The sequence below is a fragment of the Pseudomaricurvus sp. ABR4_320 genome (assembly GCF_056159445.1).
Window position 1 is genome coordinate 221,046 of the sequence record NZ_JBSWVF010000004.1, and the last position, 17,269, is coordinate 238,314.

General features: G+C 52.8%; 15 protein-coding genes. All 15 read left to right on the forward strand.

Annotated features, from left to right (window positions below):
- Positions 1–16: 16 nt before the first annotated feature.
- The 15 genes from ACXAFR_RS10030 (at position 17) to ACXAFR_RS10100 (ending at position 17,262) form a co-directional block, all read left to right on the forward strand.
- On the forward strand, positions 17–286 hold the full coding sequence (locus ACXAFR_RS10030) for a flagellar biosynthetic protein FliQ (protein ID WP_475176255.1): 270 nt from the start codon (positions 17–19) through the stop codon (positions 284–286).
- A 97-nt stretch (positions 287–383) separates the two neighbouring features.
- The gene (gene fliR, locus ACXAFR_RS10035; protein ID WP_475176257.1) at positions 384–1,163 is read left to right on the forward strand and encodes a flagellar biosynthetic protein FliR; all 780 of its coding nucleotides are present in this window, start codon (positions 384–386) and stop codon (positions 1,161–1,163) included.
- Complete coding sequence (flhB, locus tag ACXAFR_RS10040) at positions 1,160–2,296, forward strand: flagellar biosynthesis protein FlhB (RefSeq protein ID WP_475176886.1); 1,137 nt, start codon at positions 1,160–1,162, stop codon at positions 2,294–2,296. The genes fliR and flhB overlap by 4 nt, the downstream gene beginning before the upstream one ends.
- A gap of 146 nt (positions 2,297–2,442) precedes the next feature.
- Positions 2,443–4,665: a flagellar biosynthesis protein FlhA gene (gene flhA / locus ACXAFR_RS10045; protein ID WP_475176258.1), complete on the forward strand. Its 2,223-nt coding sequence runs from the start codon at positions 2,443–2,445 to the stop codon at positions 4,663–4,665.
- A gap of 77 nt (positions 4,666–4,742) precedes the next feature.
- Positions 4,743–6,350, forward strand: coding sequence for a flagellar biosynthesis protein FlhF (gene flhF / locus ACXAFR_RS10050; protein ID WP_475176260.1), 1,608 nt, complete (start codon positions 4,743–4,745; stop codon positions 6,348–6,350).
- A gap of 47 nt (positions 6,351–6,397) precedes the next feature.
- Complete coding sequence (locus tag ACXAFR_RS10055; protein WP_475176261.1) at positions 6,398–7,225, forward strand: MinD/ParA family protein; 828 nt, start codon at positions 6,398–6,400, stop codon at positions 7,223–7,225.
- 63 nt (positions 7,226–7,288) lie between these two features.
- The gene (locus tag ACXAFR_RS10060; RefSeq protein WP_475176262.1) at positions 7,289–8,029 is read left to right on the forward strand and encodes an RNA polymerase sigma factor FliA; all 741 of its coding nucleotides are present in this window, start codon (positions 7,289–7,291) and stop codon (positions 8,027–8,029) included.
- Between the two features lie 187 nt (positions 8,030–8,216).
- On the forward strand, positions 8,217–8,603 hold the full coding sequence (gene cheY, locus ACXAFR_RS10065) for a chemotaxis response regulator CheY (RefSeq protein ID WP_475176264.1): 387 nt from the start codon (positions 8,217–8,219) through the stop codon (positions 8,601–8,603).
- Between the two features lie 26 nt (positions 8,604–8,629).
- The gene (locus ACXAFR_RS10070) at positions 8,630–9,427 is read left to right on the forward strand and encodes a protein phosphatase CheZ (RefSeq protein WP_475176266.1); all 798 of its coding nucleotides are present in this window, start codon (positions 8,630–8,632) and stop codon (positions 9,425–9,427) included.
- A 20-nt stretch (positions 9,428–9,447) separates the two neighbouring features.
- Positions 9,448–11,814 carry a chemotaxis protein CheA gene (locus ACXAFR_RS10075; protein WP_475176267.1) on the forward strand — a complete coding sequence of 789 codons (2,367 nt, stop codon included), beginning with the start codon at positions 9,448–9,450 and terminating at the stop codon, positions 11,812–11,814.
- Between the two features lie 54 nt (positions 11,815–11,868).
- Entirely contained in the window at positions 11,869–12,981 is a 1,113-nt protein-coding gene (locus tag ACXAFR_RS10080) for a protein-glutamate methylesterase/protein-glutamine glutaminase (RefSeq protein WP_475176270.1), read from the forward strand.
- Between the two features lie 2 nt (positions 12,982–12,983).
- A complete protein-coding gene (locus tag ACXAFR_RS10085; RefSeq protein ID WP_475176271.1) occupies positions 12,984–13,724 on the forward strand; it encodes a flagellar motor protein in 741 nt (246 codons plus the stop codon).
- 13 nt (positions 13,725–13,737) lie between these two features.
- Positions 13,738–14,778, forward strand: a complete 1,041-nt coding sequence (gene motD / locus ACXAFR_RS10090; protein WP_475176273.1) for a flagellar motor protein MotD — start codon at positions 13,738–13,740, stop codon at positions 14,776–14,778.
- Between the two features lie 217 nt (positions 14,779–14,995).
- A complete protein-coding gene (locus tag ACXAFR_RS10095) occupies positions 14,996–15,865 on the forward strand; it encodes a ParA family protein (RefSeq protein WP_475176887.1) in 870 nt (289 codons plus the stop codon).
- Entirely contained in the window at positions 15,862–17,262 is a 1,401-nt protein-coding gene (locus ACXAFR_RS10100) for a chemotaxis protein CheW (RefSeq protein ID WP_475176275.1), read from the forward strand. Before ACXAFR_RS10095 ends, ACXAFR_RS10100 begins: the two co-directional genes overlap by 4 nt.
- Positions 17,263–17,269: the final 7 nt, after the last annotated feature.

Here is a 17,269-nt window from a genome sequence, read left to right on the forward strand (position 1 = left end):
GTGAGGAGATAGAGCAATGACACCAGAAGTGGTTATGGATCTGTTGGGGACTGCTTTCTATCTGACGGTGGTTATGGTTGCATTGATTGTTGGCCCCAGTTTGGTGGTGGGCCTTCTGGTCAGCATGTTTCAGGCGGCGACACAGATCAACGAACAGACATTGAGTTTTTTACCCAGGTTGCTTATCACCATCGGCACCATCATGTTTGCGGGATCGTGGCTTATTCAGCAATTTACGGATCTTTTTGAGAACCTTATTACTCAGATTCCGGTTCTGCTCAGTTGATCGATGTCTCTATGATTCGCTTCCCGTTGGGTTACAACGCTGCCATGGCCACTCATTGTGGTCAATTGGGTTTTGCTAGCAAGGCTGGGGCTGGTTTGTGTGGTATTTGACCGAGGCACAGATTACCGAGTTCGTCGGTCGCTATCTCTGGCCGTTGTTTAGAATCAGTTCGCTGATGATTGCCATGCCGGTTATCGGTGCCAAAGTGGTGACCGGTCGCGTGCGTATTGTGTTGGCGTTTATGGTGACTCTACTGGTCGTCCCGATGTTGCCGCCGCTGCCGGATGTGCCACCGTTATCTCTTGCCAGTTTGGTCATTGTTTTACAGCAGGTGATCATTGGTTTAACCATCGGCTTTGTTCTGCAAATCGTCTTTCACATCTTCGTGCTTGCCGGGCAGTTTATGGCAATGAAGATGGGGCTGGGGTTTGCGTCAATGAATGATCCCGCAAACGGTGTCACCGTCACCGTGTTGTCCCAGTATTATTTGATTTTGACGACCTTGTTGTTCATCAGCTTTGATGGACATCTATTGATGATCCGCTTAATTGTTGACAGTTTTTATACGCTACCCATTTCCGATCGTGGCTTGGGGCCCGATGCGTTTTTAGCGATTGCGCAAAGCGGCGGCTGGATGTTTGGTCGAGCTTTGTTGGTTGCCTTGCCGGTGTTGACCTCGCTCTTGATTGTCAATATTGCATTCGGTGTTATGAGCCGATCGGCACCGCAAATGAATGTGTTTGCGGTGGGCTTTCCGATAACTCTGGTCTTCGGTTTGCTTTTGATCTGGTACAGCATGACCAGCTTTTTGCCGAGTTATGAAGCCTTTGTTGAAGAAGGCTATTCCTTTATCCATCATCTTTTGGGCATTCCCTGACCATGGCAGACGACAGTCAGGATAAAACAGAAGAACCCACGGCCAGGCGCCTTGAGAAGGCGCGAGAAGATGGCCAGGTTCCCCGATCACGAGAGATCACAACGACCGCGGTGTTGTTGGGCGGCACCGTAGGTTTGTTGGTCTCTGGTCCGCAAATGGCTCAGAAGATGATGGATATTCTGAGGTATAACTTTGAGTTAGACCGTGAGCGCATTTTTGATCCAGCTGCAATGATCTCACAATTGGCCATGTCTTTTTATGACGCCTTTTGGTCGCTGGTGCCGCTCTTCGCCGTACTCGCGGTGGTGTCAATTATTGGGCCAATTTCGCTCGGCGGCTGGCTATTCAGCGGTAAGTCCATGTTGCCAAAAGCAAGGCGCATGAATCCGATGGAAGGATTCAAGCGCATGTTCGGTATCAAAGGATTGGTTGAATTGCTGAAAGCCCTGGCCAAAGTGTTGTTGATTCTCAGCGTTGCCCTGGTGTTATTAAAAATCACGCAGCAGGATATCTTGCGACTGAGCAATCAGTCGTTAGTGCCGGCGGTGATCGATTCTGTTCGAATGGCGATTTGGTGTGCCGTTATCCTGTCTGCGGTGACACTTGCCATTGCAGCCATAGATGTTCCTTTTCAAATTTGGGACAACAGCCGTAAATTGAAGATGTCTCGTCAAGAAATTAAAGACGAATTCAAAGACAGTGAAGGGCGGCCTGAAGTTAAAGGTCGCATTCGTCAGCTGCAGCGGGAGATGGCGAATAATCGACAGTTGGCTGCGGTGCCGGATGCCGACGTCGTGATCACGAACCCAACGCACTTTTCTGTTGCGGTGAAATACGACCCTGAATCCATGAAGACGCCAATCGTGGTCGCGAAGGGCGTTGACTTTATGGCGCTTAAAATTCGTGAAATTGCCCGCGAGCACAAGGTGCTTGTTATGGAATCGCCGGCGCTGGCGCGAGCTATTTATCATACGACAGAGGTTGACCGAGAAATTCCGGCGGGCCTCTACATGGCTGTGGCGCAGGTGTTGGCCTATGTCTTTCAGTTGCGTAACTATCGGAAGGGAACAGGCGATCGGCCAGATAAACCTCGCAACATTCCTGTACCTAAGGACATGCGTTATGACCCGTGATTTTTGAGGCTGCTCGATCTTTCGGGATACGCCTTACTCTCTGTTTTTTAATGATATTTTATCGCGTCGCATTATTTTTTCGCAGTCAGGTACAGTTTTTGCGACAACGGTCTTATTACGTATTTTAGCGTCAAGAAACCGTTGTTATGGCACTGCCTTCTTTCCAGGATCTTCGTGGTTCGCTCGCCGGTATAGACCGGCGCGCGGCGCTTGCGAATGTCCGCAGTGCCGGTCAGGGCAATCTCGGTATTCCTCTTTTGTTGCTCATGCTGTTGGGCATGATGACGCTGCCTCTGCCTCCGTTTCTGCTCGATCTGTTTTTCTCGTTTAACATTGCCCTGTCGATTGTCGTTCTACTGGTTGGTGTCTATACCCTAAGACCTCTGGATTTTGCGGTCTTCCCAACGATTCTACTGGTGGCCACTCTGTTGCGTTTGGCTCTGAATGTCGCCTCGACTCGGGTGGTTCTGCTGGAGGGGCACGAGGGTGGCGATGCGGCGGGAAAAGTAATCCAGGCTTTTGGCGAGGTGGTTATCGGCGGTAATTACGCGGTCGGTATTATCATCTTTATCATTTTGATGATCATCAATTTTGTGGTGGTGACCAAGGGTGCTGGCCGGATATCGGAAGTGAGTGCTCGATTCACCTTGGATGCAATGCCCGGCAAGCAGATGGCTATTGATGCGGATCTTAACGCTGGCTTGATTGATCAGGATGAAGCTCGTACTCGGCGACAGGATGTTGCCTCAGAGGCCGATTTTTACGGTGCCATGGACGGTGCCAGCAAATTTGTGCGCGGCGACGCGATCGCGGGCATTTTAATTCTGGCACTCAATATTATCGGTGGCCTGATTGTTGGCATGGCGCAGCATCAACTTGAATTTCGAGATGCGCTGGAAAAATACATCTTGCTGACCATTGGTGATGGCTTGGTCGCACAGATCCCATCTCTGTTGCTGTCGACCTCAGCGGCCATCATGGTGACGCGTGTTAACAGTGCTGAGGACATGCGCAAGCAGGTCATGCGCCAGATGTTTGACTCTCCCAAAGCTCTGGGGGTGGCGGCCATTGTGCTGTTTATTATGGGCGCCATTCCCGGCATGCCTCACACCTCTTTTCTGGGGCTGGCGTTTCTAGCAGCGGGGTTGGCGATTTATCTGCATTGGCGTAAAACCCGCCCAGAACAAGTTGAAGAAGGTGATGGCGCACGCACAGGCAGAGTTCCTGACAAGCCCGGTGTTGCCGCGCTGGGTGGTCCCGGTGACAACCGACAAGGGGTCACCGTAGACGCGGACGATTACAAGCCGGCAGAAGTGGCGGATATCGGTTGGGACGATGTACAGCCGGTTGATGTTATCGGCTTAGAAGTGGGCTATCGGTTAATCCCTTTGGTCGATAAAAGTCAGGGTGGTGAGCTCTTAAGTCGCATCAAAGGCGTTCGTAAAAAGCTGTCTCAGGAATTGGGTTTTTTGGTTCCGAGCATTCATATTCGCGATAACCTCGACTTGCTTCCCAATGGTTATCGCATCAGTTTAATGGGCGTGGTTCTCGGCGAAGCCGAGGTTCATCCCGATCGCGAGATGGCGATTAATCCCGGTCAGGTGTTTGGCAATATCGATGGACTCGCCACCAAAGATCCCGCGTTTGGCCTGGATGCTGTGTGGATTGATCGCAGTCGCAAAGACAAAGCTCAGACGCTCGGCTATACCGTGGTGGATGCCAGCACGGTGGTGGCAACCCACATCAATCAGATTCTTCAGAAACACGCCAGCGAGCTGCTGGGGCATGAGGAAGTGCAGAAGTTGCTCGACAAACAGGAAGAGCATTCCCCCAAACTGGTGGAAGAGCTGGTGCCCGGTGCGGTGACACTCAATCAGTTGGTGAAAGTGCTGCAGGGGCTGTTGTTGGAGGGTGTGTCTATCCGTGATATGCGCACCATTGCCGAGGCGTTAGTCGCTGTTCCCAAGGGTCAAGATACTGACACGCTGATCGGCGCGGCGCGGGTAGCTTTGCGTCGACAAATCGTGCAAACCATTGTTGGACAAGACCCAGAGCTACCGGTTATGACCTTAGAATCCGGTTTGGAACAGTTATTGCTCCGTACCTTTCAGCAGGTTCAAAAATCTGGCGGTGAAGCCAGCTTTATTGAACCGTCACTGGCGGAAAAGCTGCAGCAATCTTTGATTGAGTCAGCGCACAAACAGGAGGCGAAAGGGCGTCCTTTAATTCTGCTGGTTGCGGCACCTCTGCGAGCGATTATTGCGAAATTCGTTCGTCACAGTTTGCCGGATCTTAAGGTGCTGGCCTATACGGAAGTGCCGGACAACAAGCAAGTCACCATCGAGGCGGCGGTCGCAGTACAGAACTAGCCACTCGCGGTGACAACATTTTGTAGAAACGTTTGACAGAAAAATGTCGTTTCTGTTTGGCGATTGGAGTGAGAAACATGAGTATCAAGCGATTTGTAGCAGCGGACATGCGTCGGGCATTGGAACTGGTGCGTGAAGAAATGGGGCCTGACGCCATCATTCTCTCGAGTCGGCGCGTAAAGCAGGGCGTGGAGATACTCAGTTCGTTGGAGGCCGATGGCGCCGCGAATGTTAAAGCGCCTGCAGAGCCTTTTATATCCGCGACCGAGATGCCTCTGGTCAGCGACAGTGATGAGTCTTGCCAGCAGGCGATCAAAGAGCTTTTGGATGCCGGTGACATACAGGCGGCTACAGACATCGCCAAGAAATCGACAGTGGTTAAAGCTCGCCGGGAAAAAAGCACAGATCGACAGACCTCCTTTCTTGCTCAGGAATTGGAAAAGGCGCAGGCGCAGATGCTGGCCAACCAGTCCCTGGCTGCGGCAAAAGCAAAATTGAGCCAGCGTCCTCGCAATCGCAGCCTCGAAGTTCGGGGAGAGGTCGTGGGTGGCGAGCGTCAACCAGAACCGATAAGCACACCTCTGGCGGCGGCTCCTGCCGCTGTTGAGCCTGCGCCCTTGTCATACGAAGCGAAGGCGTCTGCTGAAGCCGTCGCCAAGGCGGAAGCGCGTGCAGAGGCAAAAGCCAAGGCGGCGGCCGAGGCGGAAAAACAGCGTGCGGAACAGAATCGGCAGATGGAGCTATTGCAGACCGAGTTGGCGGATATGCGGTTGTTGCTCGAGGAGCAGCTCAATCAAGTGGCGATGCCTGCTCATGGATCGGCAATTAATCGCACTCCGTTTCAGCAGCGTCTGGCGCGTCGGCTGCAAAATTTGGGGTGTACCGAAGCCAGTATCAATGCAGTCTTGGGGCGGGTAAGGCCAACGCGTTCTATGCAGGCTGCCTGGTGCGACGCTCAGTCACAACTGGCGCAGCTGCTGCCTATTGCGGCGAATGATCCCGTTGCCGAGGGTGGCGTCTTCGCGTTCGTCGGTGCGACGGGCGTCGGTAAAAGCACCACCATTGCCAAGCTCGCGGCCAGACACGTTCTCGAGCATGGTCCCCATAGCGTCACACTGGTGACAACAGATTCAGCGCGTATTGCCGGTCACGAGCAAATGCGCGCCCTGGGCCGCATTCTTGGTGTGCAGGTAAAAGTGGTTGAAGATATCGAAGATCTGCCATTGTTGGTGCGTCGGTTGCGCAACTGCAGTTTGGTTCTCATTGATACCGCCGGGTATCGCTATGGTGATCCCGATTTGCGGATGCAGTTGGAAGTGCTGGCGGATATCCCTGAAATTCAGACCTATCTAGTGTGCGCCGCCAATACGCAATTGCAGATGATCAAAGCAAGCTTTCACGCCCATGCCGGCGAAGATATCCACGGATGTATATTGACCAAGATCGATGAAACCGCAAGTTTGGGGGAAGCATTAAGCGTAATCATCGAACATCAGCTACCTTTGTATTACACCACTAACGGACAGGAGATCCCTGCCGATATATCCCAGGCGGACTCTCGTAAGCTCGTCGTCAGGGCGGCGCGCTTGGCAAATGCCCATAGCGAGATCGAAGAGCCAGAAGACGTTGAGGAAATCGAACAGCTACAACAGCAGCTGTCATCCGTTTCCCTGGCGGTCCACTGAAACCCGGTTTTGCCGACCAGCAACGCGGCGAGAGGAATAAGAGTTCAATGAGTCTTTCAAACAGCGTACAGGTTATTGCAGTTACCGGCGGTAAAGGCGGGGTGGGCAAGACCAATGTTTCCGTTAACCTGAGCATTGCCTTGGCAGAATTGCGTCGCCGAGTGGTACTGCTCGATGCCGACTTGGGGTTAGCGAATATCGATGTCCTTTTGGGGCTGCGAGCAGAAAAGAATCTCGCGGACGTTTTAAACGGTAGCTGCAGTTTGCGGGACGTCATGCTGACGGGCCCTGCCGGAATTAAAATTGTACCCGCGTCTTCCGGTGTTCAACAGATGGCGTCGCTGGGCAATCAGGAGCACGCCGCGCTGATCAACGCATTTAGTGAATTAAGCCATCAGCTGGATGTGTTGGTGGTTGATACCGCGGCGGGCATTTCGGACACAGTGGTCAGTTTTGTGCGCGCATCCCAAGAAGTCATGGTGGTGGTTTGTGACGAGCCTTCGTCGATTACGGACGCCTACGCGCTGATCAAACTCCTGCACAAAGATTACGACCTGACGCGGTTTCGCGTGGTTGCCAATATGACGCGCAGTGTTCAGGAGGGGCGCAACCTGTTTACAAAATTGCAGACTGTGTGTGATCGGTTTCTGGACGTGGCTCTGCAATATGTCGGTCACATACCCTTTGACGAGAATGTTCGCAAAGCGGTACGCCAGCAAAAACCATTGTTGCAATATGCGCCGAACTGCAAAGCCTCGCAGGCCATTCGACAAATGGCAACCGAGGTGGATCGTTGGCCCAGGCCCAGCAGTGCGCGGGGGCATCTGGAATTTTTCATTGAAAGTCTTCTGCAGCCAGCGCACGCAAGTGCTTGAGTTCAGAAAGGCAGGGTGCTGATCAAATTTGAACGGCGTTGAGAGGTCAGTGAGTTTTCTACCATGTGGGCAAGTAGCGATTCGGTTATGTACGAAAATCCCTCGCAGGACTTGAACTCCATTCGGGTTGAAGATCACGCGCCCCTGGTAAAGCGTATTGCCAGTCATATGATGATGCGTATGCCTGCCAGTGTGCAGATTGAAGATCTGATCCAGGCGGGCATGATCGGCCTGCTGGAGGCCGCTCAAAAATATGACCCTTCTCAAGGGGCGAGCTTCGAAACTTATGCTGGCATTCGTATCCGCGGCGCCATCGTTGATGAAATGCGTCGCGGCGACTGGGTACCAAGATCAGTACATCGCAACGCACGCCGGGTGGCAGAGGCTATTGCAACGGTGGAGGCCCGTGTTGGCCGCACTGCAGCAGACCAGGAAGTTGCCGAGGAGATGGACGTTTCGCTCGATGAGTATCATTCAATACTCAACGACACAACGTCGTGTCGTCTCTTCAGTTTTGAAGAAGAGGTCGGTGGCGAAGAATCGGTGGTGGAGCCGCTGGAGGAGTCAGGAGCCTTCGCGACGCCGCAGGAAGATTACCAGCGGGAGTCGCTGCGCAAATCGTTGGCAGAATCGATTGCGACGCTCCCCGAGCGCGAACAGCTCGTGTTGTCGCTGTATTACAACGAAGAAATGAACCTGAAGGAAATTGGTCAGGTGCTGGGAGTGAGCGAATCAAGAGTCAGTCAGATTCACTCTCAGGCGGCGATGCGACTGAGAGCCAGAATGACAGGTTGGACCAAATAACACGTGATAGTGACGCCTGTTTTAAGCGGCCTTTAGGGCTGTTTACGAGACTCCTAGTGGCGCCCTGTTTTTGTCGCTGAACCCCGGAGCTTACATTTTCCGGATTGGTCAGCCGAAAAACTGGCTAGGGACAAATCAGCTACTAGACTATTAGTAAAATCCCTTTCCGGGAAGACGGAGGTTTGAGTTGGACAAAAACATGAAAATCCTCATTGTCGATGACTTTTCGACAATGCGCCGGATTATCAAAAACCTGCTGCGGGATCTTGGCTTTACCAACACCCAGGAAGCTGATGACGGGCTGACCGCGTTGCCAATGTTGAAAAATGGTGATTTCGACTTTCTGGTGACGGATTGGAATATGCCTGGTATGACGGGAATCGATCTGCTGAAAGCGGTGAGAGCGGATGCCAGATTATCGTCGCTGCCTGTGCTGATGGTAACGGCTGAAGCTAAGCGCGATCAGATAATTGAAGCGGCTCAGAGTGGTGTAAACGGGTATGTGGTGAAGCCCTTTACGGCAGCTGCGCTGAAAGAGAAGATTGAAAAGATTTTCGACCGAGTCAACGGTTAAAAGAATAACCTCCCTAAGGTTGGCCCATGGATATAGTCCCGGAATTACACCAGAACGAAGAGTTTATTCAGGAGTTGCAGGACTGCGCCAAACAACTCTCCGAAAAGCTGGCCAGCGATGATTACAAAGGCGCTTCCGAACTGATCGGAAGGCTGATGGAGGCTCGCGATAAGAATATGTTCAACGCGGTCGGCAAGCTGACACGCGGCCTGCACGATGCCATCGTCAATTTTAACGTCGACGGCGATTTCAGTAAGGACCCACCGGACATTTGCGCGTCTGAAATCAAAGATGCGTCAGAGCGCTTGAATCACGTCATCGAAACCACCCGCGCGGCAGCAGACAAAACCATGGATATGGTGGAAGCCTCGGCGCCGATTGCACAGAATTTGTCAGAAGAAGCCAGTGCGCTGCAGGAAGAGTGGCGGCGCTTGCGCTCACGGGAAATGAGCCCGGAAGAATTTCGAGAAGCATATCATCGCATTGATGCGTTTTTTGTCACCATTCGTGAGGGCACAGATACACTCAATAAAAACTTGCAAGACATCATTCTTGAGCAGGGCTTTCAAGATCTGACTGGACAGGTACTAACAAAAGTTATTGGGCTTATATGTGAAGTGGAGTCCAGTCTGGTTGATCTGGTTCGAGTTGCAGGACAGGTTGAACAGGTCACCGGGATGCAACCTGGAGAGCGCGATGCCGACGTCAAGAAAACAAAATCTAATATTGAAGCCGAAGGGCCGCAAATCCATGCGGACAAACGCGAAGATGTGGTCGCAAATCAGGATGAAGTTGACGACTTACTTTCCAGTCTGGGCTTTTGAGAATATTTGAGGGTCTGTGAATGGGATTCGGAGACGACGAAGAGATTTTGCAGGATTTCCTGGTTGAAGCCGGAGAAATCCTGGAACTACTCTCTGAACAGTTGGTTGATCTTGAACGGTCGCCAGACGATAAGGATCTGTTGAACGCGATTTTTCGTGGCTTTCACACAGTAAAAGGTGGCGCGGGGTTTTTGCAGCTCAACGCCATGGTGGAATGTTGTCACGTAACAGAAAACCTGTTTGATATCTTACGTAACGGCAAACGCGAAGTGACATCCGAATTAATGGATGTCGTGCTACAAGCTCTGGATACGGTAAACAGCCAGTTTGAGCAAGTCCAGCAACGCGCTGAATTGGAGCCAGCTCCGCCAGAATTGCTGCAGACGCTTGAGCGTCTCGTGAATTGTGAAGACATTGGGGAGGCGGCAGAAGTCGCGGCAGAGCCCGAACCTGAGGCGCCTGTAGAAGCCGCAGAGGCGCCGGTAGAGGCGGCACCAGCGGCTGACGCTGGCGGGGAACAGGCCGCGGATATTACCGACGAGGAATTTGAAGAGCTGCTCGATGCATTGGATGATGCGCCTGCCGCGCCCGCTGCGCCGAATGAAAGTCAGGAGTTGAACGCTGCATCGGACAGTGATGATATTTCAGAAGATGAATTTGAAGCGCTGTTAGACCAGTTGCACGGTAAAGGGAAAGGTCCGAGTGCAGAAGGTGAGGCCGCAGCACCGGCGCCTGCTGCTTCAGCGCCCGCACCCACGCCAGCTCCGGCCGCTGCTGGTGATTCCGAAAATATTTCAGAAGACGAATTCGAATCCCTGCTCGATCAACTGCACGGCAAAGGCAAAGGTCCAGGAACCGAGGCTGGTGGCGAAACGGCTCCGGCCGCTCCCGCAGAAGCCGCATCCGCCCCCGCGGCTGCCGCGCCAGCACCGGCTGCCGGCGGTAGCGATCTGATCACCGACGATGAATTCGAGAAACTGTTAGATCAGTTACACGGCAAAGGTAAAGGTCCGAAAGTAGAAGCGGCTGGCGAAGCTCCCCCTCCGGCGGCTCCTGCTGCTGCGCCAGCGCCTGCACCCGCTGCTGCGAAGCCTGCACCCAAACCACAGCCGAAGCCAGCCGCTGCACCCGCTAAGCCTGCCGCGGCTGCGCCTAAGGCGGCTCCGGCGAAGCCAGCCGCGCCACCAAAAGCGGCTTCCAAGGAAAATGCCGCAGCTACCGAAACGACGGTCCGTGTAGATACTCAGCGTCTCGACGATATCATGAACATGGTCGGTGAGCTGGTGTTGGTCCGCAATCGCTTGGTTCGGCTCGGGGTTAAGGCGAACGACGAAATTCTGTCGAAAGCCGTCGCAAATCTCGATGTTGTCACCGCAGATTTGCAGACATCCGTGATGAAAACCCGGATGCAGCCGATCAAGAAGGTGTTTGGCCGCTTTCCTCGAGTGGTTCGTGATCTGGCGAGAAATCTGAAGAAAGAGATCAATCTGGAACTGCAAGGTGAGGAAACGGATCTCGATAAAAATCTGGTCGAGGCTCTGGCTGATCCTCTGGTTCACTTGGTGCGCAATTCCATCGATCACGGTATTGAATTGCCTGCGGATCGAGAGGCTAAAGGCAAGCCGAGAGTTGGGAAAGTCATTCTTGCGGCGGAGCAGGAGGGTGATCACATTCTGCTTTCCATCACCGACGACGGTGGTGGCATGGACCCGGACAAGCTGCGTTCAATCGCTGTGGAAAAAGGCCTGATGGATCAGGACGCGGCAGATCGCCTGTCCGATACCGAAGCCTTTTCACTGATCTTTGCCCCGGGATTTTCGACCAAGAAAGAGATTTCTGATGTATCCGGCCGCGGCGTCGGAATGGATGTGGTCAAAACCAAGATCACCCAATTGAACGGCAGCATTGAAATTGATTCTGCGCCCGGTAAGGGCACCCGAATCAATATTAAAGTGCCGTTGACGCTGGCCATTATGCCCACGCTGATGATTATGCTGGGTAAGCAGACCTTTGCTCTGCCGCTGGTCAGTGTGAATGAAATTTTTCACATGGATCTCACCAAAAGCAATGTGGTTGATGGACAGGAATGTGTGACAGTGCGCGAACGCGCTGTACCCATATTCCATTTGAAGAAATGGCTGGTGCGCAGTAGCTGTGCGTTCGACGAGCCAGATCAGGCCCACGTTGTTATTGTCACTGTGGGAACACAGAAAATTGGCTTCGTGGTAGATCAGCTGATCGGCCAGGAAGAAGTTGTCATTAAACCGTTGGGCAAGATGCTGCAGGGAACCCCTGGAATGGCGGGTGCGACCATCACCGGAGACGGGACTATCGCCCTGATTCTGGATGTTCCAAGCATGCTCAAGCGTTATGCGGGTCGTGTTTGATGCGCAGATGATTGCCGTCGTGGATCATCTGCTTCGGGCGTGGAGTTGTAGCTCATGACCATCAAAGTACTGGTGGTTGATGATTCCCATTTTTTTCAGAATCGGCTACGTGAGCTGCTGGAGGATCACCCTCAGTTGAGGGTTGTGGGGATCGCAGCCAATGGCTGTGAAGCGGTCGAGAAAGCTCGGCGATTGCAGCCAGACGTTATCACCATGGATTTTGAAATGCCGGTGATGGACGGGGTGACGGCTGTCAGAGAGATCATGCGCGAGCGTCCCGTTCCTATTCTTATGTTTTCATCGATGACCTATGAAGGCGCGCGTATAACGTTAGATGCGTTAGAGGCGGGTGCGGTCGACTTTTTGCCTAAAAATTTCGCGGAAGTTGCCAACGATTCCGTGAGGTTAAAGAAAAAATTGCATCAGCGCGTGTTAACCATTGCGCGACCTGCGGTAAAAGTCGGGCGTGCTGAGGTTACTCAGACCGTCGAGAAAAAAGTGTCGGGAATTGCAACTGCCAGTCCACTGCCGTTGAAGCCCGCGACGCCATCCGCCTCGCCTCGAAAGCCAGCCTCGGCAGCGCCATCGAGTCAAGGTTCGTTAAAAGGCCGCATCAAATTGCTGGTCATCGGTGCGTCTACGGGTGGGCCGGTAGCCTTGAATCATGTGCTGACGGAATTACCTGCGAATTTTCCAGTACCGATTTTATTGGTACAACACATGCCGGAGAACTTTACCCGGGCCTTTGCTGAGCGACTCAATACGAACTGCAAAATTACGGTTAAGGAAGCCGTATCGGGTGATCGATTGCAGCCCGGACTGGCCATACTTGCCCCGGGTGGCAAGCAGATGATGGTCGATGCTAAAGGTGATGTGCGTGTATTACCGGGTGATGCTCGTATGAATTATAAGCCTTCTTTGGATATTACCTTTGGGGCGGCAGCCAACAGCTTTGGCAAGGCATCATTGGGATTGATTTTAACCGGCATGGGCAGTGATGGCTGTGAAGGTGCCCGTCTGATCAAACTGCGCGGTGGCCATATCTGGAGTCAGGATAAAGATAGCAGCACGATTTATGGCATGCCGATGGCCGTTGCGAGAGCGAATTTGACGGATAAAGTGTTGAACTTACGTGATATTGGTTCCACGTTGACGCGAGAGCTCTAAGCATGGATTTGTTGAGCGTCATCGGCGTCATTCTGGGATTTGCCGCCTTGATTGGCGGTAATCTGATGGAGGGGGGCAGCTGGCAATCGCTGGTCAATGGTCCGGCTGCACTTATAGTTGCCGGTGGCACCATAGGGGCAGGTTTGCTGCAGACGCCTATCACTCAATTGCGCCAAGCGATTAAGCTTCTCCCTTGGGTATTTCGACCTCCACCGCAGAAACACCGCGATGGGATTAAGCGCTTGGTGCGCTGGGCTAACGCTGCGCGTCGCGAAGGACTCTTGGGGTTGGAAAACCTGGCGCAAAGAGAGAAAGACCAATTCGCTCGTAAAGGGCTACAACTCTTGGTCGATGGCAACGAGCCAGAATCGATTCGGCGGGTCATGGAAACAGACATGATTGTCGCCGAGCAACGGGATTTAGACGCGGCGCGTTTTTACGAGGCCATGGGAGGTTATGCTCCTACTATCGGTATCATTGGTGCGGTGATGGGCCTTATCCATGTGATGAGTAATTTGGCTGATCCGGCTGAATTGGGGCCAGGCATAGCGGTCGCGTTTGTCGCCACCATTTACGGCGTTGCCTTTGCCAACCTGCTGTTATTGCCGGTCGCGAATAAAATAAAAACGTGTATCTATGAGCAGTCTCAATTTCGAGAGCTGATGATCGAAGGCATCATTGCCATATCAGAAGGTGAGAATCCAAGATCTATCGAGGTAAAACTCGATGGGTATCTGCGCTGACAGGGGGCTGTCGATGCCGCGTCGGTATGCCAGAGATATTACTACCAATCACGAACGATGGCTGGTGTCTTATGCAGACTTCATTACCTTGTTGTTTGCTTTTTTCGTTGTTATGTATTCGGTATCTCAGGTCAGCGAAACCAAGTATCGTGTGCTGTCCGATACTCTCACCCAGAGCTTCGGACTGCAGGCCACATCGTGGGATTTCAATCCCATCGATATTGGTAGTCCGTCTTTAGAGTCAAAACCTGCGGTAATTCCCGACGGTGGAGAATTGGAAACCAATCATCTCACTACGGGCGACGGTGCCTTTGATCGTACTGCAGACCTACCTCAGCTATCAGATTTATTTCAAGATCGATTTGCTGATCTGATCGACGATAAAGTTGTACAGGTGCACAGCAATGAATTCTGGTTAGAGTTGGAACTTCCCGCGGGAATTTTATTTGAGAGTGGTGACGCAGAAGTTACTTTTGAGGCGGAGTCCATTTTTCAAGAGGTCGCCGACGTTTTAAAAGGCTTTGATAACCCGATTCAAATCGAAGGATTTACCGACAACATTCCCATTAACACCAACCGCTTTCCGAGTAACTGGGAGCTCTCCGCATCACGCGCGGCAGCGATTGTTAAACTGCTTGCTGAAGAGGGGATTGAACCAGAGCGCATGGCGGCGGTGGGGTACGGCGAATTTCAGCCCGTTGCTGATAACAACACTGAAGAGGGGCGCTCTGCTAATCGGCGGGTGGCGGTGATGATTGCCCGCGAGCGTTGGCAACGACCGACGGTGGATTCGCGAGAAGCGGTTGAAGAAGCCGTTTCGCCATCTTTGAGAGAGGAATCGGCGCCCTACCCGGAGCCGGCTTTGCAGCAAAATGATTCTGACAGTGGCGTCTCACCACTCATCCCTTTAGAAAACCCAGATGCTGCCGCTAACCAGGAAGAGGATGGGAGATCTCAGGTCGAGAGGTTAGAACCTCTCGGCGATATTACTCCTGTCGAAACCGAAAATGGTGGTTTGCTGTTCAGTTCAGATCCGGATTTGCCGAGAAATTGAATCTGTAACTCTGAGCATACAGTGTCACTCTTAACGGCATATTCAGCGCGCTTTAATGGCTGGTACGGGCCTTGCTCAACAGTTCATAGAGTGACTTTGGCGACAAACCCTTGACGCCGAGTTGAAGTGACAACATCGCGCTGGCGTTGATTGGAAATAGGTCATACCGCCAGAGAATTCATCCGTGACAAACGAACACGGAGAAGGGGTAATTATTTTGTTGGTTTGGACTGTTGCGAATCAAAAAGGCGGGGTGGGTAAAACCACAACCACCGTATCTTTGGCTGGACTTTGCACCGAGCAAAATCTGCGTGTTTTGGTTATCGATATGGATCCCCATGGATCTCTATCCAGCTACCTTGGATGCGATCCGGATCTTGTTGATCAAGGCTGTTTCACGCTCTTTCAGCAGCGGAAGAAAATGGATCGACACCTGGTCCACGAGTGTATTCAGCCGACAGAGTTTCCTAATTTATCCATTCTTCCCGCATCACTTGGGCTTGCTACGCTGGAGAGACAAGTTATCTCGCAGGACGGCATGGGATTGGTGATCAGTCGTGCGCTGAAATTGGTTGCTGATGATTTTGATATGGTGTTAATCGATTGCCCTCCGATATTAGGAGTACTTTTGATTAATGCACTGGCGGCCTGCCAGCAAATATTGATTCCCGTGCAGACAGAATTCCTTGCGATTAAAGGCTTGCAACGAATGACGCATACGTTGGATATGTTGACACGATCTCTCCGCAAACCGCTACCGGCTACGATTGTTGCGACTATGTTTGATCGACGTACTCAAGCATCGGTCACCAGCTTGCGACAATTGCGTAACAGTTATCCCGAATCGATCTGGCCGGGGATGATTCCTGTCGACACCAAATTGCGTGATGCCAGCAAAGCGGGAATGTTACCGAACCTTTATCAGTCACAAAGTCGCGCCGTCGAGGCGTACCGTTCGCTGTTTAAATGGCTGGCCGCTCGTTCAGATGACCCGCTGTTGCAGCATACCGGCAAAAAGCGTCGTGCGGCGCCGATCGTCATCGCCGACGCCGAACCTCTGTCTGCCAGTGAGGGTATGGTGTCATGACGCCAACAGCAAAAGATTCTGGCGATGTGTTACAGAATTATTTTGATGATTTACTCGGAGGGTCGGAGCTGCTTGTCTCCGATTCCGATGATAAGGAAGTTGTAAAAAAGTCTGCAGAGGCGGTTGCTATCGAAGATACGCAGCTGGCAACATCTATTGAGCCAGAGCCAGAGCCAGAGCCAGAGCCAGAGCCAGAGCCAGAGCCAGAGCCAGAGCCAGAGCCAGAGCCAGAGCCAGAGCCAGAGCCAGAGCCAGAGCCAGAGCCAGAGCCAGAGCCAGAGCCAGAGCCAGAGCCAGAGCCAGAGCCAGAGCCAGAGCCAGAGCCAGAGCCAGAGCCAGAGCCAGAGCCAGAGCCAGAGCCAGAAGTGGCCCTCTCTGATTCAGCATCTGAGGACATATCCGTCGAACAGGTTCCTGTCGAGGACAATGTGGTCGCTGAATCGTTATCGGCTGATCTTGTAGATCCCGCTGACAATTCAATGGCTGCGGTTGCCGAGGATTTCTCAGTAAGTGTTGAGCCTGCAGAGGTCGAGATGACGCCGGCGGCTTCTCCCGAGCCTTCTACGCCTGAACCCTCTTCTCCAGAATTGCTGCGGCAGCCGCTAGTAGAGGTCGCGACCGATACTTTGCCCGAGGCTCAAACAGACCCTCAAGACCTTCGACGTTTGGCCCTTGAGCGTCTTAACCGGATGCTACAAACCCTGCCGGAAGTTGCCGTTGCAGAAGCTCCGGTCATAACCGAAACACCGGTCGAAGTCGCCGCGCCAACCACAGTTGTGGCCGAGACAATTGTCGAACCCGTTGTTGAAACGGTGGTCGACACCCACGTTGCCGAAGCCGTTGTCACGGAAACAGCGGTGGAAACTGCCACAGAGCTTGAGGCAGTTACAGAGGTAGAAACCGACGTCGAGCAGATTCAGGAAACCTGGGTTGATGGCAAACCTGTCTGGGCCCAGGATGAATTCGATGTATTGTTGGTTGGGGTGAGCGGTCTGACTCTCGCCGTACCTTTGACGTTACTTGGGCAGATCTACCCGATGGATGACAGCCTGACTCCGATATTCGGACAGGCTGAATGGATGATGGGCATTGCCCATACTCCGACGGGTAACGTACGCGTGGTCAATACGGCGCAATTTGTTATGCCTGAGCGATATCAGCCGGAATATGCCGGTGAGGCGAAATATATCGTCACTTTTCACGGGCTGCCATGGGCCCTTGCCGTGTGTGATGTGCAGCAACCCATTGCGCTGACGCCTGATGAAGTGAAGTGGCGCGGCGAAAACTCTCGACGGCGTTGGTTGGCGGGAACCGTGAAAAAACACATGTGTGCGCTGTTGGATTTGGCGGAAGTGGGCGACGCTTTACAAGCCTCAGATCCGTCGACCCGACAGTAGAGGGCCT